The sequence below is a fragment of the Geomonas azotofigens genome (genome assembly GCF_018919395.1).
Taxonomy (GTDB): Bacteria; Desulfobacterota; Desulfuromonadia; order Geobacterales; family Geobacteraceae; genus Geomonas; species Geomonas azotofigens.
On the sequence record NZ_JAHLME010000002.1, the window covers coordinates 226,923 to 248,612 of the forward strand.

Consider the following 21,690-nt stretch of genomic DNA (forward strand, 5'->3'; position numbering starts at 1 on the left):
TCTGAGATAGAGGAAACCACTGTGTACAAATACGACGACGACATGACGGGCACGACGCCAAAGTTCACACTTTTTAACTCAGATGTTTGGTTGCACAGGGCACGGGCCGGATAAGCTCTTTCATGCGAAGGAAAGTTCACCGCCAAATGCATCTTCAAAGGGATATACGGCCGCTTGAAACTTCGTAAACATTTACGTCTGGATTGCTCGCTTCTGGAATAATCCGCAGAGAAGGATGCTGCCCAGAGAGGAAAGGTGCGAGAATGGCTTTGTAAGTATCTTGGTCCCTTGATTCGATACTTTTTTGGCTAAATAGCACATACTTCACACCTGTTGAGCGTAGAAAATCTCGCCGCCACTCTTCCGACGTGTCAGGTTGTAGGAAACGTGACCAGAGAGCCATCTTCTTCATGAAATCCGGGGTTTCAGCCCAGTGACCAGCGTGGACCGGATGTCCAGTCAACCCCGGAGTGAAACAGGCCAAGGTGTAGTCGAAAATTTCATATTTTCCTGTCGATGGATCAAGTGCAATCCAGGGGAGCGGTTGGATGACCGATTGAGGTGGTGTCTTGGATCGAACCCAGTCAAGCGAACTCACTTCACCCACAAGAAGAAAAGGACGCACCCGCCCCCCCCTCTCCGATCCCTTATTCTTCGAGAGAAGAACGATACTGTTGGTAACGAAACGCAAATTTGATAACGATAGAAAGATAATGATGCAAGAAAGCACTATCCTTCTCCAATTTGGGCCAATAGGAGTCAGCATCATGGTAAGTGCAGCGCCGGCAAGAATCGCGAGAGGCAGATGCGCGCCCATAATCATTTTTCTTTGAAACGCCACGGGGAGATATGAGACCGCTACGTTAACGATGAACCAAACCACCAAAAAACACCGGGGATTAAATGCCAGCGAATTTGCCGCAACACGTTCAGTACGGAATACCGGCATCCTCCTACGATTCAACGCGCCAACCACGCCTAGTATGAAAACGGGTCCGAATCCAAGCAAGTACATGAGAAGCGGCGGAGACAACGTCTCTATAGCTACGCGTTTGGCAAATACATGCTCTGTTTTCAGAAGCCATACCATGTAACCAGTTGAAACCGCGGTTAGACCGCTGACAATACCCCACCTCTTCAACGATCCGGTACCGATACGGCGGTCAACTACGAACTGTATGATCAGATAGCAGTTCCATGCGGCCATAATTGGAATCACATCGTAAGTATGAATATTCCCCAATAGAAGCCCGCACATTCCTGCCAATAATGCGTATCGAGGATCTCCGGTGCGCTCTGCAGTGATGAGCCAGCCGACGATCCCGACCATCAAAAGCAGGGACACTGTAAACAGGGGGTAGAGGTAAATACTGAGGAATGAAATGGCCTCCGGCTGCCAGATATCCACGGGTCCCAGACGATCCAATTGCCAGAATGCGGGGATCCATCCGAATCCCGCTGAAAAGCAAACAACAAGAAAAGCATTTATTTTGGACTGTCGCCCCTCAAGGAAAAGACCGACCAGCCACCAGATAGCTCGCAGGAAACAAACACCCAGGAGAAATCGGGCCACCAGATAAACCACGATAGTGGATAAACCCGTGATCCGCGCCATGCTGCCAAGGGAAAGAAAAAACAGGTTAAATTGGTAGTTTAGCTGGAACTCGTTCGTGAATAAATTACGATGAAAGAAGTGCCCATCGGCCGCCTGCTGCATCCAGGAAAGGTAGACACAAGGATCGGAGATAGTGTAGTTGAACCAGGAGTAGTAACCGAATTCGGGCCGGCTACCCCGCAAGAATTCACCATAGAGATAGGGCATCGAAGTGATGACCATCACACATACGGAGACGAGCCAGACGGTGAGATTGCCTTTGCTACCGAATGATGAATTGTACGGCCTGCCTGCTGGCGTGGATTTCTCAGTCATTGAAACCGCCTATTACATATTGTCTGAGGCAATAGAGCAAAAGCGTCGCCAGTGATAGCAGCGACAGGTATTTCGCGAGGCGCCTGACCGGCGTGTCGACAAAGTTCAGGGTAAGGGTGTGCCTGCCCTGCGGCACTCGGACCAGCATCGCTCCGCTTTGCTTCTCGATCCCTACCGGTGTCTTCACACCATCAACTTCGGCCTCCCAACCCGGGTAGAAAGAAGTCCCTATCCTGAGCATCGAGGGCGTCAAGGCGTTTACCTCAACGCTCCTTCGTTCAGCGTCCCATTTACTTATCGCAGATGAGGCAACGCCGGAAAGCGTCACAACGCGCACATGCTTTTGCGCCAGCAGTTGGTCGGGATCCGATACGGTTTTCGGCGTATATTCCAGCGCCACGCTATAGCCAGCGTAATCTTTGGGATGTGTCTTGTCGCTCCGGACTACGATGACTAGCGAAACCAGCAAGGTGGCACCCAGGCAGTAGAACACGGTCCTGCTCCACCGGCCTGAGACCGCCCCTGGACCCGCCTCCCGCAATGAGATAAACCTCCCGAGTAAAAAACAGAGCGACAACTCCATCATCGATATCCAGCGCCACGGGAATTGCAAAGTGGGCAAGCCGGGGACCAGACCCCAAACCGGTTGCGACAGCGGTATGGTAAGAAAGAAGGCGATCAGGAACAGCATGATGAAAAAGGAGTGCTGCGAGAGGTCCTTCTTTTTGACGTTTCGCGAAAGCGCCAGTACCAACGCCAGGAACAAGGCCAGTTCCAGGAGGGTCGCGGCGTGAAGCATGAGCCTGAAATCGCGCAGCCCTTGCGTGAGACCGTCGAGCAGGAACAAGAAGTTCTGCCTGTAGTCGCCGACACTGCACTTCACGATGTAGTCGATGTGGACGAAACTGCGCTCCAACACGGCCGGAAGCAGGTAGAACGACGAAAGCCCGAGCCCCACGGCCAATGCGAAAAGAGCTAGGCGGAATGCCTTGCCATCCTTGTGCAAATGGTAATTGAACAGGAGATATGCGCCAAGGACCCAGGTGAAGATAAACCCGGATACCAGGTGGGTCAGTATCAGACCGGCATAGCTCAGGCTCAATCCTGAAAAATACGCCCGCTTTACCGGGGCTGTGAATATGCCGTGCGTACAAAGGATAACCAGGGGGAACCAGGCGAAAGCGAACAACTCGGCAAAAGTGCCGCGGGCATAAAGATCAAGAAGATGGAACGGCAGTACCTGGTAAAGAATGGCGGCAAAGAGACCACCTTCCCGGCCTGACAGCCGCGCCGCGGCGCATGACATGGCGATTCCCGAGAAGAAGAAAGCAGACCACGTACTTATTACCATCGAGACAGGGATAGAACCGACCAGCAAATTCAGTGACGCGGCGAAATAGTAGCTCAGGGGCGAGTAGAAGATGAAATTCGGACTACCGTAGCCGTTATTTGCCCCGCCTAGCCAATGCGGGATAATGGTACCGCTGCCGAGAGCGCCGGCGAACTGGCCCGCCTGGAAGAGATGGAAACCGATGTCGTGTGAAACCGGCAAGGCCATCCGTACCACGGGCTGAAAGGTGCAGTACAACGCCGTGAACGCAATGAGCAGACAAGCGGTGGCAGTCCCGCAGGAACCGGCTTTAGCGTTGAGTGTGACTGGCAGGATCGGCATATTGAGGCGGTTCCCGGTCAGGTGTTCCATGAGGCTGGAAGATTATTGTTGCCTAAGGTGCGAGATGTTTTGTATCTTGCGAGCCGTCCGGTTCTTGAATAGCCCCCATGGGCCGGACCTCGCGAACAGATCACAATACCTGGCCAGCCGGAGATAGACCTCCGGCGGCGCCTGGCGAACCAGCACGTAGTCGTAGTATGCGCCGTGCTCCTGCCACGAAAAGTCCGCCACTTTGTGCGGATAGGGAAGCCGTAACCCCGGCCGGTACTGCACCGGATCATGGCGTTCGGGAAGAGGGTCGGGTTTGCCCCTCCGCCCACAAGCAGTTGATAATAGTCGGCGTCGTGTAAGTGTATTTCGTTGAAACACGCACCAGATTCCGACTACCAGCCAGTCAGCGCCGCGGGCAATACCGCGCGGTGCGAGATGCTCCTTCTCCCATATCAGTCCCATCATATCGGCATGAGCCAAAACTTCTGACCCCGGAGGCGAACCATGTACAACTACGACGAGGAAATGAACAGCAGCGGCCAGCAGTTCCAGTTACCCGGATGGATAGCCTGCGCCCCCTTCGAGGAGTACCTCGGCATGCAGGTAGAAGAGGCCAAGGACGGGCGGGCGGTCCTTACCATGCCGTTCAAACTGAAACTGGCGCAGGGGGTGGGACTGATGCATGGCGGTGCCATCACCTCACTGGCGGACACCGCCGTTGCCATGGCCATAAAGAGCATCCTGCCCGAAGGCTCCGACTTCGTCACGGTAGACCTGCACCTGAAGTTCTTCGCCGCGGTGCGGGAGGGATCAGTGCGCGCGGTGGCCCGCGCCATCCCCAAAGACGAGCGCAAGATCGTGGGAGAAGCGGAGATCTTCAACGGCGACACCAAGGTGGCCGAGTTCAGCGCCTTCTTCATCGTCAAGGCAACGGTGTGATCCGTTCCTCAATGGCACTGCTTCCGTCGCCGTCCTGCTGCTCAAAAATTCTGCCATGTTGACCGACTTCGGTGGACGCTGCGCGTACTGTTTGTTCTATGAAATAGCGCGGTCGCCTTTTAGTCTCGAGATAGACCTTGGCAACGTATTCCCCTACGACTCCGATGCTCAGCATCTGTATGCCACCGAGAAAATAGATCGGAATTACGGACGAGGCCCATCCCGGAATTGTGGAATTGAGGACAAAATGACCGTAGGTGACCCAGACGACCATGGCGATACTCAATGAGCAGACCACGATACCCAAGGCGGAAATTAGACGCAGGGGCATAATGCTGAAAGATGTAATACCATCAATGGCCAACCCCAACATGCGCCTTAGTGGATATTTCGACACCCCCGCAAACCTCTTGACGCGATCGTAATACACGGCTGTTGCAGGAAACCCCAGTTGCGGCACAATTCCGCGGAGAAAAAGGTTAACCTCGGAATACTCACGCAGACTTTCAACAGCCCGTCTTCCAAGTAATCTGAAATCCGCGTGTCCATAGACGACCTTTGCTCCCATCAAGCGCAGGAGTTTGTAATAGGCTTGGGCCGATGAACGTTTGAATGTGGTATCAGTCGCACGGGATCTACGGACGCCATAGACTATGTCGAATCCTTGCTGGAATCTGCGTACCATCTCTTCGATGGCATTAACATCATCCTGGAGGTCAGCATCGATAGTGACTATCGCATCTCCTTCCACCGTCAAAACGCCAGCAAGCAATGCGCTCTGGTGCCCCCTGTTGCACGACAGTTTGATTCCGCAGACCCGTGACTCTGTCAAAGCTAAAGACTGTATTATTTCCCAGGTTTGATCAGTGCTGCCATCATCAACAAAGCAGATTAGGCTTCCGGCCGCGATGACGTTGTCGTTTTGTAGACGGTTTAACAATTCCACCAAACGGCGTCCGCTTTCAGGAAGGACTTCTTCTTCATTGTAGCAAGGCATAACTATAGCAAGCCGTGTAGTCATTGCTGTCCCTCTTTGGAATCAAATAAAAATCAATTTTAGGTACTTACTCTTGATGCCAGTCCAGTTTATTTAAAATAGGGATTGATGCTAAGGTAGTCTCCCTGGATATTGTCTTTCCACACCACGCACAAGCTTTTAAGCTGCATCAAGAATCTTAATAGGATATTGATCTGGCGAGGTCGCATAGTTTCTAAAAACTTGTTACGCTCTATAAAATGAATAATTTCCTTTCTTGGATCGTATCCGCATAACCATTTATGAATGGGGTCGTTATTTCGAATGTAAAGGTCTACGCTATAGTACGGGACTTCGATATAGCCAGCCTTAGCGATCCGAGATAATTCAGAGCAGGTGCGAACTGGATCTTCCAGATGCTCGAGAACATGGCTACAAATCAAGAAGTCGAAATATTTATCAGCGAAGGGATAAGGGAAGACATTGAGGTCTACATTATAAAACACTGACGATTTTTTTTTCCGGATGCCGAACCCACCACGTTGAATATCCGCACTTGCGGCTTGATCGACGAGAACGTTGGCGTGTTTGTTAGGGAAATGGCCGCAACCAAAATCAGCAATTAAGACCATGTCTTTATGAATTAAGGGCTTGATCAATAAATTACGTTTAACCGTCAAGATAATCTGCATCAGAAACAAAAAAAATCTATTCATGCCTTGATCCTTCAAGAGAAAAGCGCGCATTTTTAATCAATGTGAATACAGTAGTCGAGTTGGGAAACAGGCATGAGAGCAGGTAACATAGGGGCATGAAAGCCAGGAAGAGGGAATGCCGGTATCGCCCGGCGAGTACCGTGGCCAGACTCCCCGCCCAGGTATTCGGGAAGATACCATATCGACTGTCCGCAAGGCGGAATCCGTGAGATTTAGCTAGAATGGATAGACTGTCCCCCTCCGGGAAACTTATATGACGAGGGGCATCTAGCCCATGCCAATGTTTTCTGAATTTCCGGGCTTCCCAAGATCTAATATTGGGTACAGCTATGTGCACAATGCCACCATCCTTTAGAATCCTGCTCCAGAATCCGAAAACCAAGTGTAGGTCTGTGAGGTGCTCAACGACGAAATGTGCTGTGATTACATCCACTCTTTCTTTGAGATCACCTTCTGCTTCACCAATGCTGTTATAGACTTTACATCCCAACCGCTCACGTACACGTTCTGCCTGCTCGCTGACGGGCTCAAAACCAATGATCTCACCAACATCATCACGAATCGATTCGAGGTAAGAACCATCACCGCAGCCGAAATCCATTAATACAGCACCAGCGGCACTTTCCTTTGGTTCAAAATAGACCCTACGAATCATGACCCTCCGGGCGAGGGAAAAGAACCAGCTCCTTTCATGGTGCATAGGATAGCTTTCTGGATAGAAAGTTCGTGTATCACACGGTATCGGAACTTGCTGAACTAGCCGGCATCCTTCACACACCCCGTAGTCCACAACATATGGCGTACACAGGTATAGGTCCTCGCATCTCTCAAGCCAGTGATCCTTCACTGGTTGACCACATGCTATACACCTTGAAATGTCCATAAGCATTTACTCCTGACCAAAAACGAAATGGAGTTACGTTTCCACAAGCCCCTGTATTGATATGATTCGGTTGGAAAAGCAACCCTACGTTGAATGATCAGCCCCCACCTAGCATAAGACGGTAAACCACCATCCTCAGTATCTGATTCATGGCTGCCATCACACTTCCACCTAGAACTGCCATTCTCCCTATGTCGAATCGACCTGTGGCCGCGACTTTTTCCATGAATTCCTTGAATTGGGCGTACTGGTTACGACCGATGATCGCGCTCCATTGTGTCGGAGAAATACGGAAGCAGGCCAGAGGCGATTTTAAACAGTAACCGGGCCCATATTCCAGTAGCCGCACCCAATAGTCCAAATCAATTACGTAGGGGATCCGCCCATCAAAGCCTCCAACCTTGCGGGCCACATCAGCGCGAAAGAGCACCGCACTAGGCTCTCCGATCACATTGGTTCCTGATCGAACGCACCTCTGCAAAATTGTCTTACCGTCAACCTCACCTTCAGGCCAGGGTGCCGACCGATCAAATAAGCGGGTCCCGTCGGGGCGGATGATAGTACGGCTGCAGAAAGCCAGGACCGCAGCTGCATTTTTTTCCAAGGCCGCAACCTCGATCGCCAGACAGTCAGAGGATAGAAGATCGTCTTGATGAAAAAGTTTCACATATTTCCCGGAAGCTGCAGCCAATGCTCTGTTCCAGTTTCCCTCAGGCCCAATTCGCTCATTATTGCGTGAAAAATGGATTCTGGTGTCATCAAAACGATTGTGAACGACGCAGCTTGAGTCCGTCGAACAATCATCAAAGATGAGCAACTCGAAGTTGGTATAACTTTGGGCCAAGACGGAATTGATTGCCTCTGTAACGTACCGCTCGCCATTGAAAATCGGCAAGCATACAGAGACAAGAGGTCGTTTTTCATATGATGAAGTTTTTTGGCTCATGGTTGTCGATTTGCTAAAGCGTTTGGTGCACATTTAAAAGTATACAGTCTCTCAAGGCTGTTCTGTTTTAACCTTTTGCAGAGCAGTTGCATATGCTTCAGCGGTGATTTTCCAGGTGTGACGGAGACTGACCAATTTATTTCTGACCGGTTCATCGCTGACTCTAGTTTTGGAGCTTCGAGAGACGACCAGCCAAGGCTCAATCCATAGGTTTACTGCATAATCAGGGTTATCCAGTAAACATTCTACGGACGCCAGGTACTCTGCAGGGTCCATCTGCAAGTGATGCGCAATTGTACCAATCGCGTATCTGTTGTGAGGCAGAATGTTGTAAGTGGGGCTGTCAAGCCACAGCACAATTGTGTCTGGCTGAACTAATTTGCATGGGTAACGAAAAACCAATTGGCGCTGGGTAAAATGAGGACCTATGTTTGCCTGCACTGCTAGGGAGGCATGCTCGGGAATCACGGCGTGAACCCGTTTCAGATAGGGGTCCGGAGTCTTTGCCCACTGGACAGGTTTCCACAAATTAAGCGCTCCAGGCAGTGGCAATGGAGCTACGATATAACAGGATGCCACAGTCAATATGAGGGATAAGGTCGTCATAAAAGCAGCCGCCATCCGGTTAGCAAACAGCAATGCGATCCGCCGGACACCATAAATCGCCGAGGCGGTCAGTATGGGTACCAGCGTTACGCTGTGGTAAGACATGACTGATCGTGGCATGTGATTCGCGGATAGTGTGTTAGCAGCAAGATCAGCGATCGCAGGCAAAAGCCAGAGTGGAGCGGCCAGAAACAACCCAAGGAATGGGAACCCCAGGAAAGAAAAGTACCTGGAAGCCGCGTGGGTTGAAAAAACTCTGCGGAGCATCACAAAAGGATGAAAAACAATATTGCCTATTACCTCGGAGAATGTTGAGCCAAGCCAGCCATATCGACTATCCTGCCCCGCCGGATCTACAATCATTGAATGAGTGCCAGAGGGCGAAAGAGCAGGCATGATTATTCCCGGAACCAGCACGGTATGCAGCCCCCCTACACAAATGACAAAAAGCCCACGCTTCCAATCACGGTGTTTTAGCCCCCATAGTGCACCCAGGCCTGCCGTCGTGAGGCCCAACTGCTCTTGAATCAGCAGGAGACAGAAGCAGCAAATCATCAGCAGGCGGAATTCCTTTCTCTCCACAGCCAGTAGCGCTCCAGCGATAAAGGGTACGGCGATTGTAACCGGGTGGAAGTCCCAGGCCCCAGCACTCAGCAGAAAAGGATTGAGAAGGTAGATGACGGCCCAGAGCATGCCTATCTTTTCGGAATTATGAACACTTTTTGCAAGGAGGAAGACGGGCCAGGCAGCAACAGATAGGGCAAAAGCCTGGGCAATTGCGAACCATTCGGTAGCGGGTGAAAGTGCGTAAAGCGGAACAAACAGAAGCAAGAACAAATTGAAATGACAGCTAAGCCAATTTATCGGCCGGCCGAATGCGTTATTTGTGTCAAGAAACCACTGACCATGTAGCGTCCCCCATACCGCTTGGTCGAATAGCCCCAAGTCGTTCAGGGAACTCATGTTTCCCCAATTACGAAATAATCCCATCATGAGTAACAGCACGAAATACAGGCAGACGATGGCGGCCAGTACCCTGCGCATTGGAACCTTTTCTTTCAAAGCAGTGGTCGCTTTCATTTGTAAGGGACGTCCTCTACTCATTGAACATACTCTTTCCACACAAGTCCAGATTCCCCATTGAACTTGGTTACACCCTCCGAGTCCTGCATGGTGCCGGTGAAGGCCGCATCGTCCTCCCAGACTACTCCTTCCGGCATCAGGATCCTGGTCACGATAGCCTTGCCGCTGATCTTTTTCGTCCCCAGTTGCTTTGTCTTGCCGGCGGTTTTGCTCATCTCCTTTATCTTGACGGTGAAGCCCGCCGACGCAGACCCGCCACCTTCCGCTTCGGCGACGAAGGTGTAGATCCCTTCCCCGGTCTTTTCGACGATCGCCTCTTTGGTGTGCTCCGGCGTCTTCACCACTACGGGCATTATTTTCTGCTCGCGTCTCGCTTCGGCGCGGGTCAGCGGCCTGCTCCTTCTCGATTTGGGATATTCGCGGAAAAGCACCGTCAGTTTGAGATCTCCCCCACCGGAGACTACCAGCTTCAGGTCGCCGTGAACGGAGGGGATCACTATCCCCTTCTCTTCGGGCGGCTTCTCGGACGGCTTCGGGCCAACCGTCTCCTTGGGCGCCTGCTTCGCCGCGGGCTGTACCGGACTCGGCACCGCAAGGGGAGCACCCGCAGCCCCACCCGGAACCGCAGCTTTCGCTAAAGCTGCCAAACGCGTCCGTTCCGCCGCCGCGCGGTCCCTGGCCGCCTGGGCGGCGGCCTGACGCGCTTCCTCCGCTTTTTGGGCCGCCAGCCGTTCCCGCTCGCGCGCGAGCTGTTCCGCCCGTGCCCGCTCGGCCGCCACTCTTTCCAGCTCGTCTTTGCTTTTCTGCTGCTCCGCTCTTTGCTTTTCAGCCGCAGCCTGGCGCGCCTGTTCCGCTTTCTGAGCTGCCAGTTTTGCCCGCTCGCGCGCCAGCCTTTCCGCCTCGGCCCGCTGGGCGGCCTTTTTCTCCTGTTCCGCCCTCTTCCTCTCCTGTGCCGCCTGCTCGGCGAGCCTCTTTTTCTCAGCCGCAGCCTGCTGGGCGAGATTCTTTTTCTCAGCCGCAGCCTGCTCCGCGAGCCTCTTTTTCTCGGCCGCCGCCTGGCGGCGTTGCTCGGCCTTCTCCGCCGCCTGTTGCTCCCGCTCGCGCGCCTGCTTTTCCGTCTCGGCGCGCTGGTCCGCCTTTTTCTCCTGTTCCGCCCTCTTCCTCTCCTGCTCGGCCTTCTTCTTCTCTTGCGCCACCTGCTCGGCCAATTTCTTTTTCTCGGCCGCCGCCTGGCGGCGCTGCTCGGCCTTCTCCGCCGCCTGTTGCTCCCGCTCGCGTGCCAGCCTTTCCGCCTCGGCGCGTTGCGCCGCCTTCTTCTCCAGGTCCGCCCTCTTTTTGTCCTGTTCGGCCTTCTTCCTTTCCTGAGCCGCCTGTTCGGCGACCTGCTTTTTCTCGGCCGCCTCCTGGCGGCGCTGCTCAGCCTTCTCCGCAGCAAGCCGCTCCCGCTCGCGCGCCTGCCTTTCCGCCTCGGCGCGATGGGCCGCTTTTTTCTCCAGTTCCGCCTGCCGTCTCTCCTGCGCGGCGAGTTCGGCCTCCCTCTTCCTCTCGGCAGCAGCCTCGCGCTCCTGTTCGGCCTTTTCAGCAGCCAGCAAAGCCCGCTCCCTGGCCTGCTTTTCCGCCACGGCGCGCTGGAGCGCGACACGCTCCCTCTCCGCTTCCATCCTTTCCTGCAGTTCCTGCTGGGCGCGCTCCGCGGCCGCCCTGCGCTCCATTTCCACTTTTTCCGCAGCGGCTTTATCCCTGTCTCGCGACAGCCTGTCCTGCCGTGACCGCTCCGCAGCCTTGCGATCCAGCTCGGCCTGTCTTTTGGCCCGCAGCTCCTGTTCGGCCCTTTTCGCCTCGGCGGCCCGGCGCTGCAGTTCCGCCTTCGCGGCGGCCGCCTGCTCCCGCTCGAGGGCAAGTTTTTCCCGCCGCGCCTTTTCCGCTACCAGCCGCTCCTGTTCCGCCTTCTCTTTTGCCGCCTTCTCCTGCTCAGCCTTGAGTTGCGCCGCCTCGGCCGCCTTGCGCTGAGCCTCCGCCTTTTCGGCGGCTTTGCGTCGCTTGGCATCTTCGGCTGCCTGCCGTTGCCGCTCCTCTTTCAAAGCCTCCTGCCGCTTGCGCTCCGCTTCCTCCTGCACGCGTGCGGCCTGCTCGGCCGGGTCCGGTTGAGGCTCAGGCGCGGCTTCTTCCTCCGCGGAAGCGTCATCCTCTTCCTGGTCCTCTTTGGCGTCGGGGACCAGGGCGGCGGTCTGGCGCGGTCCCTTCGGAGGCATGTTTTGTCGGGGGGGGGAAGTCTTGGCGGATGCCGGAACGGTCATGGCGTCGGGCGCAGGCTCCGCCTGAGGTTCGTCGGGCACATCCGCGGCATCGACCGGTGCCTCCATGCTCACCGGCGCTTCAGGCTGCCGCGGGAGCGTTTCGGCTGCGGACTGGGCTAGTGGTTGCGCGCTTTGTTCATCAGGAGTCGCGGACGCGGCCATGGGCAGGGACGACGGGGTAAACCAGAGGATATCGAACCGGGCCTTGGTCCCGGTCTGGGGAATGAACAGTGACGATGAGGTCAAAACGAGGAACAGCAACGAATGCACAGCCAGGGAACCGAAGATGGACCAGGCTATCTCGCAGCGGCTTACCTTTCTAGTCAGCAAGACGTAATCTTCCATAATTCATTCCAAGTAGGCGTTATAGCACTTTGATGACTCTTTCTTACGTCCGGCCGGCATTTCACCCTTCCGGTCAGGCCTTGTCGTCCTTGTCGCTTTGAGGAACCGGCCGTACCGAAGGGTACTTTCTGATGAGGTACTGGTACTGCGGCACGTTGCGTACGAAGATGTTGGCAACCTTATCCGCGTAAATGAGCTTCCACCCCGGGTTTGCCTGCAGGTACCGGGAAAACGGCGAGTTGGCGTCGAAGAAGACCCACGAGATGCGGTACTTGTCCAATACCCCTTCCCATCCCAGCTGGAAGTTGGTCACCTTCTTGTATTCCTTCACCCTGGTGGCGCCGTACATGTCGAGCCTGCCGTCGATGAAGACCTTGTACATTGGGGCCGCGCTGTAGATCACGCAGTCTCCGAATTCGTCGTTGTTGAACATGTTGCCGCTGATCCTCTCCCTCTTGAGGAAATCGATCGCGGCTACCGGCTTCACTTCGGGGCTGAAGGCGAACTCGATTGTACCCGCATAGATGGCGGCAAGCACGGCGCAGACAGCGACAGCAGGCCAGAGATGGCCGTAGGACCTGGCATCGATGGCGGCAATGTTGCGGGACCGGGTTTTGAGGAAACTGGCCAGTTTCAGATCGGATCCCTTGAGCATCTGATCCAGGTGCTTACCCCAGATAGGGGTCACCACGATGACGAAAAGTGGTATGTACCGGGCGGAGAAGAGTGCCATGTAGAGGAAAAGGACCACCAGGGCGGCCTCGATGAAGTTCAGCTTCACCTTGGAGAAGCCCAGGGTGGCAACCAGCCCCAGCAGGTAGACCTCGAACCACCTGACGTAACTCTCGTGGAAATTGGGCGAGAGAAACTCCGAAACCGTGTCCATGAGATCCTTGGAGGACGTCAACTGGAACGGGAACAGCAGGATGTGAAAGCCGTAGGGGTTCACCAGGGTGACGACCAGGCACAGCGCTGTGGCCACGCCAAGGGCGCGCAACTTCGCCAGGCTTGGCCTCCTCTCCCCCTCCTTTTTGAGCACCAGGTCGAGACCGTTGCCCAGCAGGTAGACCCCCAGCAGCATGAAGCCCCCCATGAAGCCTCCATGCAGGTTGACCCAAAGAAGCATGATGACCGGCAGCAGGTAGAGCCCTTTTTGTCGGCCCTCGTACTGGAAGCGGTCCAGCAGGCGGTGCCAGATCACCATGAACAGCATGGAGATGATGTGGGGTCTCGCCAGCCAGTGCATGCACGATGCGGCAGTGGTCAGAACGACCAAGGGGATGGAAATAATGATGTTGTCGAGGGTTGCATCGACAACCTTGAACAGGAGGTAGAAGGTGAGCGCGATCAGGAAAGCGTAGAAGGTTACTACGCCGGTCAGCCCGGAGAAACCGTGGATAACCGCCATGACAACCTCGGACAGCCATTCGTGCGCGGTCCAGGGGAGCGGCGGAGAAAGGTAGGAGAACATGTCGTAACGGGGGATGGCATGGGTCTTCAGCATGTACTCGCCGGCGCGGACGTGGTAGCCGGTATCGCCGTCGCCGAGCAGGTTCTTCCCGGAATGGACGGTCATGAGCAGAAATACGGAGATGAAAAGGAAGTCTCCGATGGAGGGAATCAGGAAGGAAGAGCCGCTTTTCGGTTTGATCAATCCGTGCCACCTTTTCAGTTCGCTACCTTCTCCAGCTACCGTCATCACCGGGTCCACGCCCTGGCGGGCTTTCGGGGGAGGAACATCACGTAATCTGAATCCGGTTTCCTACCGCGGTAACAGCGGTATCGAGGGCACCCTCAGGCAGTTCCAGCACGCTGTGGGCCTGAGAGCAAAAAGGGGACACGCGGTTGGGGCGCAGCGTCTTCGCCATGGCCACCACCCGCATGTCCCGGTCCAGGAAAAGCACATCGATGGTGAATCTCATCCCGAAGGTGTGCACGCTGCTGCAGGGCTTGATCCATAGCCCTCTCCCGGCGGGCAGCTCGCGCCGCCCGAGGAGACCTTTCAGCCGGCCGAAGAAGCTCTCGGCCAGGTCAACATCCCGGGCCAGCATCTTGCCGGTATCGAGATCCACCGCCTCCATGGTCAGTCGAAGGGGTGTTCGGGGAGGAAGAGCCGCACGCCGACCATGCCCAGGAAGCTGGTGGGGTCGTACTCCAACGCGGTCGTCTTCAGATCCCCCTTGGGCGCGAAGACCCCTTTCAGTTCCGCTGTGAAGGCGACTCCCCTGGTCACGAAGTAATCGACACCGGCGCTAACGTGCCCGCCGGTGGTCCAGGAGAGGTCGAACTTGTCGTCGAAGTTGTTGGTGAAACTCCCTTGGATGAAATCGACACCCGCCCCCAGGTAGGGAACCAGCTGCCGGTCCGGGGTGAAGCGGTACTGCAGCCCAAGCGAGATGTCGGTGAGGGTGACTTCCCCGACTTTGCCCCCGCCGTTTTCGACAGCAAGGGACGGCGCATGGGTGATGTCGAGTTCGGCCGCGAAGTTATTGCCGAGGCCGTAGATGAGGCCGCCGCCCGCGGCGAACCCGGTGCGGGACTTGGTGGTGCCGCTGATCAGGTCGTCCTGCACCGGCATCTGAAAGCCGAGCTTGCCGGTAAGGCCGAGCCGGCCGTCAATGCCGGCGGCATAAACGTTGGTCACGGCCAGTATGGTCGTTATGAATGCCAAGATTGCTACTCTGCTCATCATCCCCCCCAATCAAGATCCGTTGGATAATTAAATACCACACTACGGGGAGCCATACCGGGCACAGCTCCCCTTATGAGGAAACTCAGTCAAGCCCTGCTTACGGCTTCTCCTGCTTTAGGGTAACGATGAAACCGCCGTAGGAGGAGAGTGCAACACCTCCGACACTCGCGGATGCCCGGTAAATGATGGACTCGGTATTGGTGAGTCCGTCGCCCGGTGCGGCCAGCGAGACGTTGCAGGTGAAGATCCCAATGCCGTGGTCGTCAGTGCGTATGGTGACGGTCTGCGCGGGAACGGCCGGCAGCGGCGGAACCAGCGTCACCACGGTATCCGGATTGCGACCGGTATTGTACAGATCGATGGTAACGTCGACGCCTGGCATCGGGTTACCATTATTGTCAAGTACCTCAAACGGAACCAACTGCTTAAAGGTGACCAACCCCACATAACCGGCTGCCACCGTGCCGGAGAGGGTGTTGAGATTGCCGTCCGGATCTGTGGCTGACTTCGACGTTACAAAGTCGATAACATAACTGTTCTGGCGCACGATCTGGATCGTTGTGTACGCGATTATGTCGATGTCGTCGTTTACCCGCGTGCGCGACTGCACGATGATGCTCGAGCCGGTAATGGTCGTACCCGAGCGCAACCGGAAGACGGCTGTGCCCGAGGAATCAGTATTGACCATTCCTTCGGCATCCGTTGCCACAACGTTCCCAGACATGTCGATTATGCTGGCCGGCCCCGCCAACACCTTGAAGTAAACCGGCGTCGCCTGAATCGGCTTCGGAGGCGCCTGCAGGTCCGTCACGGTTGCCGTCAACAGGACGTCCGTACCGATACCAACGGTAGGCTTGTCGCTTGTCAGGGTCATCCTCACGATGGAGGCTGAAAGCGGTGTGGTGGTAATTTGGACCGGCGCGACGGCGGTGACGATGGTTTCTTTTACCGTTGCCGATGCCTGGAGAATCACGGCAGAAGTGGAACCGGTGCTTACCGCCCGGACCCTGGCAATCGCGGTACCGAGTGAATCCGTCACGGCCAATCCGGTTAGGACAGTAGCTTCACCGTCAGAGACATTGAAGGTCACTGTCTGGTTCACCACGGGATTGCCGCCGGAATCCTTCAGATTCGCAGTAACATAGAATTCCTCGTTGTTGTCCACTACCTGTTTGCTGGGGGTCATGGTCATCTTGTAGTTGACCGACGAAAGTGTGACGGGAACTATCTGGAAAGGAATCACCGCCGTGATGTCGGAACCGTTCACGGTGGCTACAGCTTGGACAATGACGTTGGCAACGGCCGCAGAGTCGCCGGCTTTCACAATCGCAGCGGCCTGGCCGTTTGAATCGGTCACTGCGCTGCCGATAACCATGGTTGCCGGCCCCGCCGTCACTGAGAAAGTGACCAGTTTATTGGCGATGGGGTTGTTGGATCCATCCTTCGCCGTTGCCGTGACCACTTGCTCCTGGTTGGGGCTGACACTGAAGGAGGTCGTCGTGAGCGACAGCCTGGTGCTGACGAGGTTCGCATCGGCGGGAGAGACCTGGAAACTGCCGTAGCCGACAACGCTGTTCGCGGCTCCCTGCACTATGACGTTGGTGGTGACGTTGGTGGTTCCGGCTCTTATGAACGCCAATGCCACGCCGTTAGAATCTGTCAGCGCAGAAGTGGTGACGGCGGTGGCCGGTCCTGCCGAGATGGTGAAATTCACCGCCCGGTTGGCGATAGGCGCGTTCGCGGAATCTCGCAGGGTTGCCGAGACGATCAATTCCTCGTTCGCTAGTGCTGAAGATTTGCTAGGGAGCAGCGTGAGAGTGAACGGCGGAATGGCGTTGCCGACCGGTCCTCCTGGATTCCCGATAAAGGGGTCTTGGTTACCGCTGGAACTGCTGCCACATCCTGCAAGTGACATGACCAGGACCGGCAAGAGAACGAGTGCCCAGATTATACGTCGCATGCTCCCTCCTCGATAATGACGAATTCATTACACGTATGCTTCAGCACAGGAAAGCCGCAGTAGCATTTGCAGCGGCTCTCGGAGCGTCCAAAGGTGTCGGCGCGAGACAAATCGGTAGATCCCCCGAATTGACCGCGCCTTCGATGGAGCTACTTCTTCGCCAGCCTCGAATAGATGAGAGCCAGTTCGACCGCGATGACGAGCAAGACGATGCTGTTGAAATCCATTTGCATGTGCTGCCTCCTTTGTTGCTGCGCTGTCCCCTTACGGGGCCTCTGCCGGTTCGACTACTTTAAAAGTACGTGGCTGATCTGGACGTAGGCCGGGCCGAGGATGACGACCAGGAGCGCCGGGAAGACGAACAGGATCAGGGGGAAGATCATCTTGATGGTGGTCTTGGCCGCGGCTTCCTCCGCCATCTGCCTTCTCTTGGTGCGCAGCGACTCGGAATGGACGCTCAGGGCCTGGCTTAAGCTGGTACCGAAGCGCTCGGTCTGGGAAAGCATGGTGACGAACGCCCTGACGTCGTCAACCATGGTCCGCTCCGCCATGTCCTTCAACGACTCGATCCTTGGTTTGCCCGCCCGGGTTTCCATGGTGGCCACCTTGATCTCCTTGGCAAGCGGGTCGTTGGCGAACTGCGGCGTCTCGGTGGTCTTGATGAGCGCGGCGTCCATGCTGAGGCCGGCGTCGACGCAGACGGTGATCAGGTCGAGGATGTCGGGGAGCGTGTGGAAAATCTTCAGTTTCCGCTCGTTGCACTGGTTGTAGAGCCAGTAGCTGGGCGCCAGGTAGCCGATGATGGCCAGGATCGCCGTCACCATTATCACCTGCCGGTCGAATTCCAACCCCTTGGAGACGACGTAGAGAAACAGGTAGAGTCCAGGGAGGGCGCAGGTCAGAAGGATCTTCGCGCCGAAGAATACATAGACGCTTTCCTTTTTGTAGCCGGCGGCGACAAGCATCCTGGAGTACTTGTTGCGCTCCTTGGAGGAGAGGTTCAAGACCTTGCCGATCTCGCTCAGCTGGTCGTACCACCTGGGCGCCTCGGGGACCAACTCGACCTTGCTCACTTCCTGCGGTTCGAACTTCTCGAGCCTCGTCTGCACCACGCTGCGCCGGGACAGGTAGGGATAGATGGCCGCCGAGGTCAGGAGCACTATGGCGAGGAATACGGTCGCTGTTATGGCGTAAAGCATGAGGCTCCCCTATATCCTGATCCGGATGATCTTCCTGATGACGAACAGACCCACAACCTGCAGCACGATGGCGAGGGCCAGGACGTAGAGCCCCTTGGTCTCCTTGTAGAGCGCCGACTCGTACTTCGGGTTCAACACGTTGAAGAGGATGAAGGTGACCACGGGGAGCGCCCCGAGGACGTAGCCGGTCATCCTTCCCTGCGCGGTGTAGACCCGGACCTGGCGCCTGATCTTCAGCCTCTCCCGTATGGTCTTGGCGAGGTTCTCCAGAATTTCGGAGAGGTTGCCGCCGACGTCGTTGTTGATCGCTATCGCCGTGGTGAAGAACCTGAGGTCGAGGCTTTCGATCCTCTCATTCAGGTTGGTCAGCGTCTCGGTGATCCTGAGGCCCAGCAACTGCTGCTCGTAGGCGGTCTTGAAAAGCTCACCCACCGGGTCGGCGATCTCCTCGCCGACCAGCTGGATGGCGCTGTTGAACGAGTGCCCGGCGCGCAGCGAGCGGGCGATCATGGTGAGGGCGTCGGGAAAGAACTCGGTGAACCTTTCCAGGCGCTGCCTGATCTTGAACTGCAGGTAGGCGAAGGGGACCAAGGAGACCAGCACCGCGACGACGAGGGCGACAAGCACCGATTTCCACACGACGAGAATGAGTACCAGCGCGAAGACCGTGATGCCGCCGGTCACCATGAGGAACCGGGACGCGGTGATGTCGAGCCCCGCATGGTCCAGCTTCTTGTCCAGGTCCCGGGTCAGCGGCAGCCGGGCCAGGATCTGGTCCAGCGGGGGGATCTCCCTGATGATCTCGGACCTCAGGTCCTCCGGCATCCCCTGCGCGCTCTTGTCCCTCGCCAGGCGTTGCAGCCTTCTTTTCAGCTGGTACTTGGGCGAGTTTCTGACCGTGGCGACGCCGAGATAGATGGCGACACAGAAACAGAACATGGCCAGAAACGTTATGATCAGGATCGGTACCAGCACTTCCGTCCCTCCTAGTTCTCGAAGATATCGCGGGGCAGGTCGTACCCGTAGACCCGGAAACGCTCGGCGAACATGGGTCGCACCCCGGTGGCGCGGTATTCGCCGACCACCCGCCCTTCCTTGTCGATCCCCTTCTGATCGAAGACGAAGACATCGTGCATGACGATGGTATTCCCCTCCATGCCGGTCACCTCGGAGAGCTTCACCACCTTCCTGGTGCCGTCGGAGAAGCGCACCAGCTGCACCACGACGTTGAGCGCCGAGGCGACCTGCTCCCTGATGGCGCGCTCGGGGAGGTCCATCCCCGCCATGAGCACCATGGTCTCGATGCGGGCCAGGGCGTCGCGGGTGGTGTTGGCGTGCACGGTGGAGATCGAGCCGTCGTGGCCGGTGTTCATGGCCTGCAGCATGTCGAGCGCCTCGCCGCCGCGGATCTCGCCCAGGACGATCCGGTCCGGCCGCATCCTGAGGGCGTTGCGCACCAGGTCGCGCTGGGTCACCTCTCCCCTCCCCTCGATGTTCGGGGGGCGCGTCTCCAGCCTGACCACGTGCTCCTGCTTCAGCTGCAGCTCGGCCGAATCCTCGATGGTGACGACGCGCTCGTCGTGCGGGATGTAGGCGGAGAGGACGTTCAGCATGGTGGTCTTGCCGGTGCCGGTACCGCCGGAGATGAGGATATTGAGCCTCGTCTTCACTGCCCCTTCCAAAAGCCGCTGCATCCTGGCGTCCAGGGTGCCGAGGCTCAGGAGGTCGTCCATCTGGAGAGGGTCCTGGCCGAAGCGCCGAATCGAGAGCACCGGGCCGTCCAGGGCCAGCGGGGGGATGATGGCGTTGACGCGGGAGCCGTCGGGGAGCCTCGCGTCCACGTAGGGGGAGGACTCGTCGATGCGGCGCCCCACCTTGGAGACGATGCGCTCGATGATCTGCATCAGATGGGCGTTGTCCTTGAAGCAGACGTCGGTCTTCACGAGCTTGCCGAAGCGCTCGACGTAGACCTGGGATGCCTTGTTGACCAGAATGTCCGAGACGTTGTTGTCGGCGAGCAGGGGCTCCAGGGGGCCGAGGCCGAAGGTCTCGTGCTGGATCTCGACCACGAGGCGGTCCCGCTCGAACTGGTTCAGCGGCACCCCTTCCTCGATGATCAGGTTCTCGATGACGAAGCCGATCTCCCGGTTCAGTTCGCTGCTCCCCAGGAGGTCGAGCTTGGCGAGATCGAGGCGCTCGATGAGACGCCGGTGAATACGGCTTTTCAGATCCTGGAAGAACTCCTGGTCCTTCATGATGCCGGGCTGGCGGAAAGGATCGTTAGGGGTCATGGGCTGCCCTCGTAATGGTTATCGGATCAGAGCTTGACGATGAGCTCGGCCAAGTTCGTGATCGCCTTGCTGACCGCTGATTTGGGGGACATCTTCACCACCGGGACCCCCTTGTTGATCGACTCGACCACGTCCATGTACTCGTTCGGGATGGTCTGGAACACGGTGTGGCCGAGCACCTTCTCGGCGTCCTTCACCTGGATGTCCGCCTTCGGGAGGTAGCGGTTCACCACCAATTTGAGCCGGTCCTTTCTGAGCCCCTTTCTCTCCATGGCGGAGAGGTAGCGCTTGGCGTTTTTGAGCGCGGGGAGGCTGAGCGCCGTGGTGAAGAGGATCAGGTCCGAGGACTCGAAGATCGCCATGTTGCAGCCGGCGAGCGGCCCGCCGCAGTCCACCACCACGTAGGTGAAGACGCCGCGCAGGAACTCGAGGATGCGGTGCACCTGCTCGGGGGTGATGGAGATGGCGTCATCCACCTCGTTCGGCTCGGTCAGGACGAACGGCCCGGAGGAGTGCCTCGTCATCACGGTCATGAGGAAATTGGCGTCCAGCCGGTCGATGTTGCTCGTGACGCTGCTTAAGGTGTAGGTCGGGTTGACGTCGAGGAAGGTGCCGACGTCGCCGGAAAAGAGGTTCAGGTCGACGAGCGCCACCTTGGTCCCCTCAGAGGCGAGGCTCGCGGCGAGGTTGACCGCGACGGTGGTGGTCCCGGTCCCACCGGTGGGGTAGTAGACCGAGATCAGCTTTCCCCTCGGGGTCTCCTCGGACTTGCCGAAGAAGAAGCGGCCGACCTTCTGCAGGGCCTGCTTCAGTTCCTCCTGGGTCACCGGGCGCAGCATGTACTCCACTGCACCCGCGCGCATGAGAGACAGGATCCAGTCGGAGCTCTTTTCCGCGGAGCTCACGATCACTGAGGTCCGGGGGAACCTAGAGGTGATGTACTGAACCTCCTGCATGCCGCGCTGGATGTCGTTCACTTCCAGGATGACCACGTGCGGGGCGCTCTGCTCCATGATCCTTACGGCGGCGGTGAGACTTTCGGCCGACCCCACTATGCTGATCGTTTCCGCGAAAGGCCTCAGGGTCGCCTCGATGGATTCCCGTGCGGAGGCGTCGCTGTCGATGATGACTAGTGTTATAAGTGGCGGCATAGAAGGAGAATCC

The 21,690-nt window shown here is 56.7% G+C and carries 17 protein-coding genes; 1 reads left to right on the top strand and 16 read right to left on the bottom strand.

What is annotated here, in order from left to right:
- Window positions 1-154 precede the first annotated feature (154 nt).
- Entirely contained in the window at window positions 155-1,930 is a 1,776-nt protein-coding gene (locus tag KOL99_RS06045) for a hypothetical protein (protein ID WP_216509583.1), read from the bottom strand.
- Window positions 1,923-3,632 carry a 6-pyruvoyl-tetrahydropterin synthase-related protein gene (locus tag KOL99_RS06050; protein WP_216509584.1) on the bottom strand — a complete coding sequence of 570 codons (1,710 nt, stop codon included), beginning with the start codon at window positions 3,630-3,632 and terminating at the stop codon, window positions 1,923-1,925. The genes KOL99_RS06045 and KOL99_RS06050 overlap by 8 nt, the downstream gene beginning before the upstream one ends.
- Window positions 3,633-4,097: 465 nt before the next feature.
- Between KOL99_RS06050 and KOL99_RS06055 the strand changes: the two genes are divergently transcribed.
- Window positions 4,098-4,532, top strand: a complete 435-nt coding sequence (locus KOL99_RS06055) for a PaaI family thioesterase (protein ID WP_216509585.1) — start codon at window positions 4,098-4,100, stop codon at window positions 4,530-4,532.
- On the opposite strand, the gene KOL99_RS06060 is transcribed toward KOL99_RS06055, so the two are convergent.
- From KOL99_RS06060 to KOL99_RS06125, 14 genes are all read right to left on the bottom strand, one after another.
- Window positions 4,516-5,553 carry a glycosyltransferase family 2 protein gene (locus KOL99_RS06060; RefSeq protein WP_216509586.1) on the bottom strand — a complete coding sequence of 346 codons (1,038 nt, stop codon included), beginning with the start codon at window positions 5,551-5,553 and terminating at the stop codon, window positions 4,516-4,518. The two genes, KOL99_RS06055 and KOL99_RS06060, sit on opposite strands and share 17 nt — an antisense overlap.
- 65 nt (window positions 5,554-5,618) lie before the next feature.
- Window positions 5,619-6,224, bottom strand: coding sequence for a class I SAM-dependent methyltransferase (locus KOL99_RS06065; protein WP_216509587.1), 606 nt, complete (start codon window positions 6,222-6,224; stop codon window positions 5,619-5,621).
- Window positions 6,217-6,879, bottom strand: a complete 663-nt coding sequence (locus tag KOL99_RS06070; RefSeq protein ID WP_216509588.1) for a class I SAM-dependent methyltransferase — start codon at window positions 6,877-6,879, stop codon at window positions 6,217-6,219. Before KOL99_RS06070 ends, KOL99_RS06065 begins: the two co-directional genes overlap by 8 nt.
- Window positions 6,880-7,204: 325 nt before the next feature.
- Complete coding sequence (locus KOL99_RS06075; protein WP_216509589.1) at window positions 7,205-8,086, bottom strand: glycosyltransferase family 2 protein; 882 nt, start codon at window positions 8,084-8,086, stop codon at window positions 7,205-7,207.
- Window positions 8,087-8,104: 18 nt separating this feature from the next.
- Complete coding sequence (locus tag KOL99_RS06080) at window positions 8,105-9,739, bottom strand: DUF2079 domain-containing protein (protein ID WP_216509590.1); 1,635 nt, start codon at window positions 9,737-9,739, stop codon at window positions 8,105-8,107.
- Window positions 9,740-9,759: 20 nt separating this feature from the next.
- A complete protein-coding gene (locus tag KOL99_RS06085; RefSeq protein WP_216509591.1) occupies window positions 9,760-12,384 on the bottom strand; it encodes a hypothetical protein in 2,625 nt (874 codons plus the stop codon).
- 73 nt (window positions 12,385-12,457) lie between these two features.
- Complete coding sequence (locus KOL99_RS06090; protein ID WP_236025850.1) at window positions 12,458-14,038, bottom strand: hypothetical protein; 1,581 nt, start codon at window positions 14,036-14,038, stop codon at window positions 12,458-12,460.
- A gap of 85 nt (window positions 14,039-14,123) precedes the next feature.
- On the bottom strand, window positions 14,124-14,465 hold the full coding sequence (locus KOL99_RS06095) for a DUF192 domain-containing protein (RefSeq protein ID WP_216509592.1): 342 nt from the start codon (window positions 14,463-14,465) through the stop codon (window positions 14,124-14,126).
- A 2-nt stretch (window positions 14,466-14,467) separates the two neighbouring features.
- Complete coding sequence (locus KOL99_RS06100; protein ID WP_216509593.1) at window positions 14,468-15,073, bottom strand: porin family protein; 606 nt, start codon at window positions 15,071-15,073, stop codon at window positions 14,468-14,470.
- Window positions 15,074-15,173: 100 nt separating this feature from the next.
- A complete protein-coding gene (locus tag KOL99_RS06105) occupies window positions 15,174-17,036 on the bottom strand; it encodes an Ig-like domain-containing protein (RefSeq protein ID WP_216509594.1) in 1,863 nt (620 codons plus the stop codon).
- Between the two features lie 287 nt (window positions 17,037-17,323).
- Window positions 17,324-18,235, bottom strand: coding sequence for a type II secretion system F family protein (locus KOL99_RS06110; RefSeq protein ID WP_216509595.1), 912 nt, complete (start codon window positions 18,233-18,235; stop codon window positions 17,324-17,326).
- A gap of 9 nt (window positions 18,236-18,244) precedes the next feature.
- Window positions 18,245-19,210 (bottom strand): type II secretion system F family protein, encoded by a 966-nt coding sequence (locus KOL99_RS06115; protein WP_216509596.1) that lies wholly within the window; start codon window positions 19,208-19,210, stop codon window positions 18,245-18,247.
- Window positions 19,211-19,221: 11 nt separating this feature from the next.
- Window positions 19,222-20,526: a CpaF family protein gene (locus KOL99_RS06120; RefSeq protein ID WP_216509597.1), complete on the bottom strand. Its 1,305-nt coding sequence runs from the start codon at window positions 20,524-20,526 to the stop codon at window positions 19,222-19,224.
- A 26-nt stretch (window positions 20,527-20,552) separates the two neighbouring features.
- Window positions 20,553-21,677, bottom strand: coding sequence for an AAA family ATPase (locus tag KOL99_RS06125; protein WP_216509598.1), 1,125 nt, complete (start codon window positions 21,675-21,677; stop codon window positions 20,553-20,555).
- Window positions 21,678-21,690: the final 13 nt, after the last annotated feature.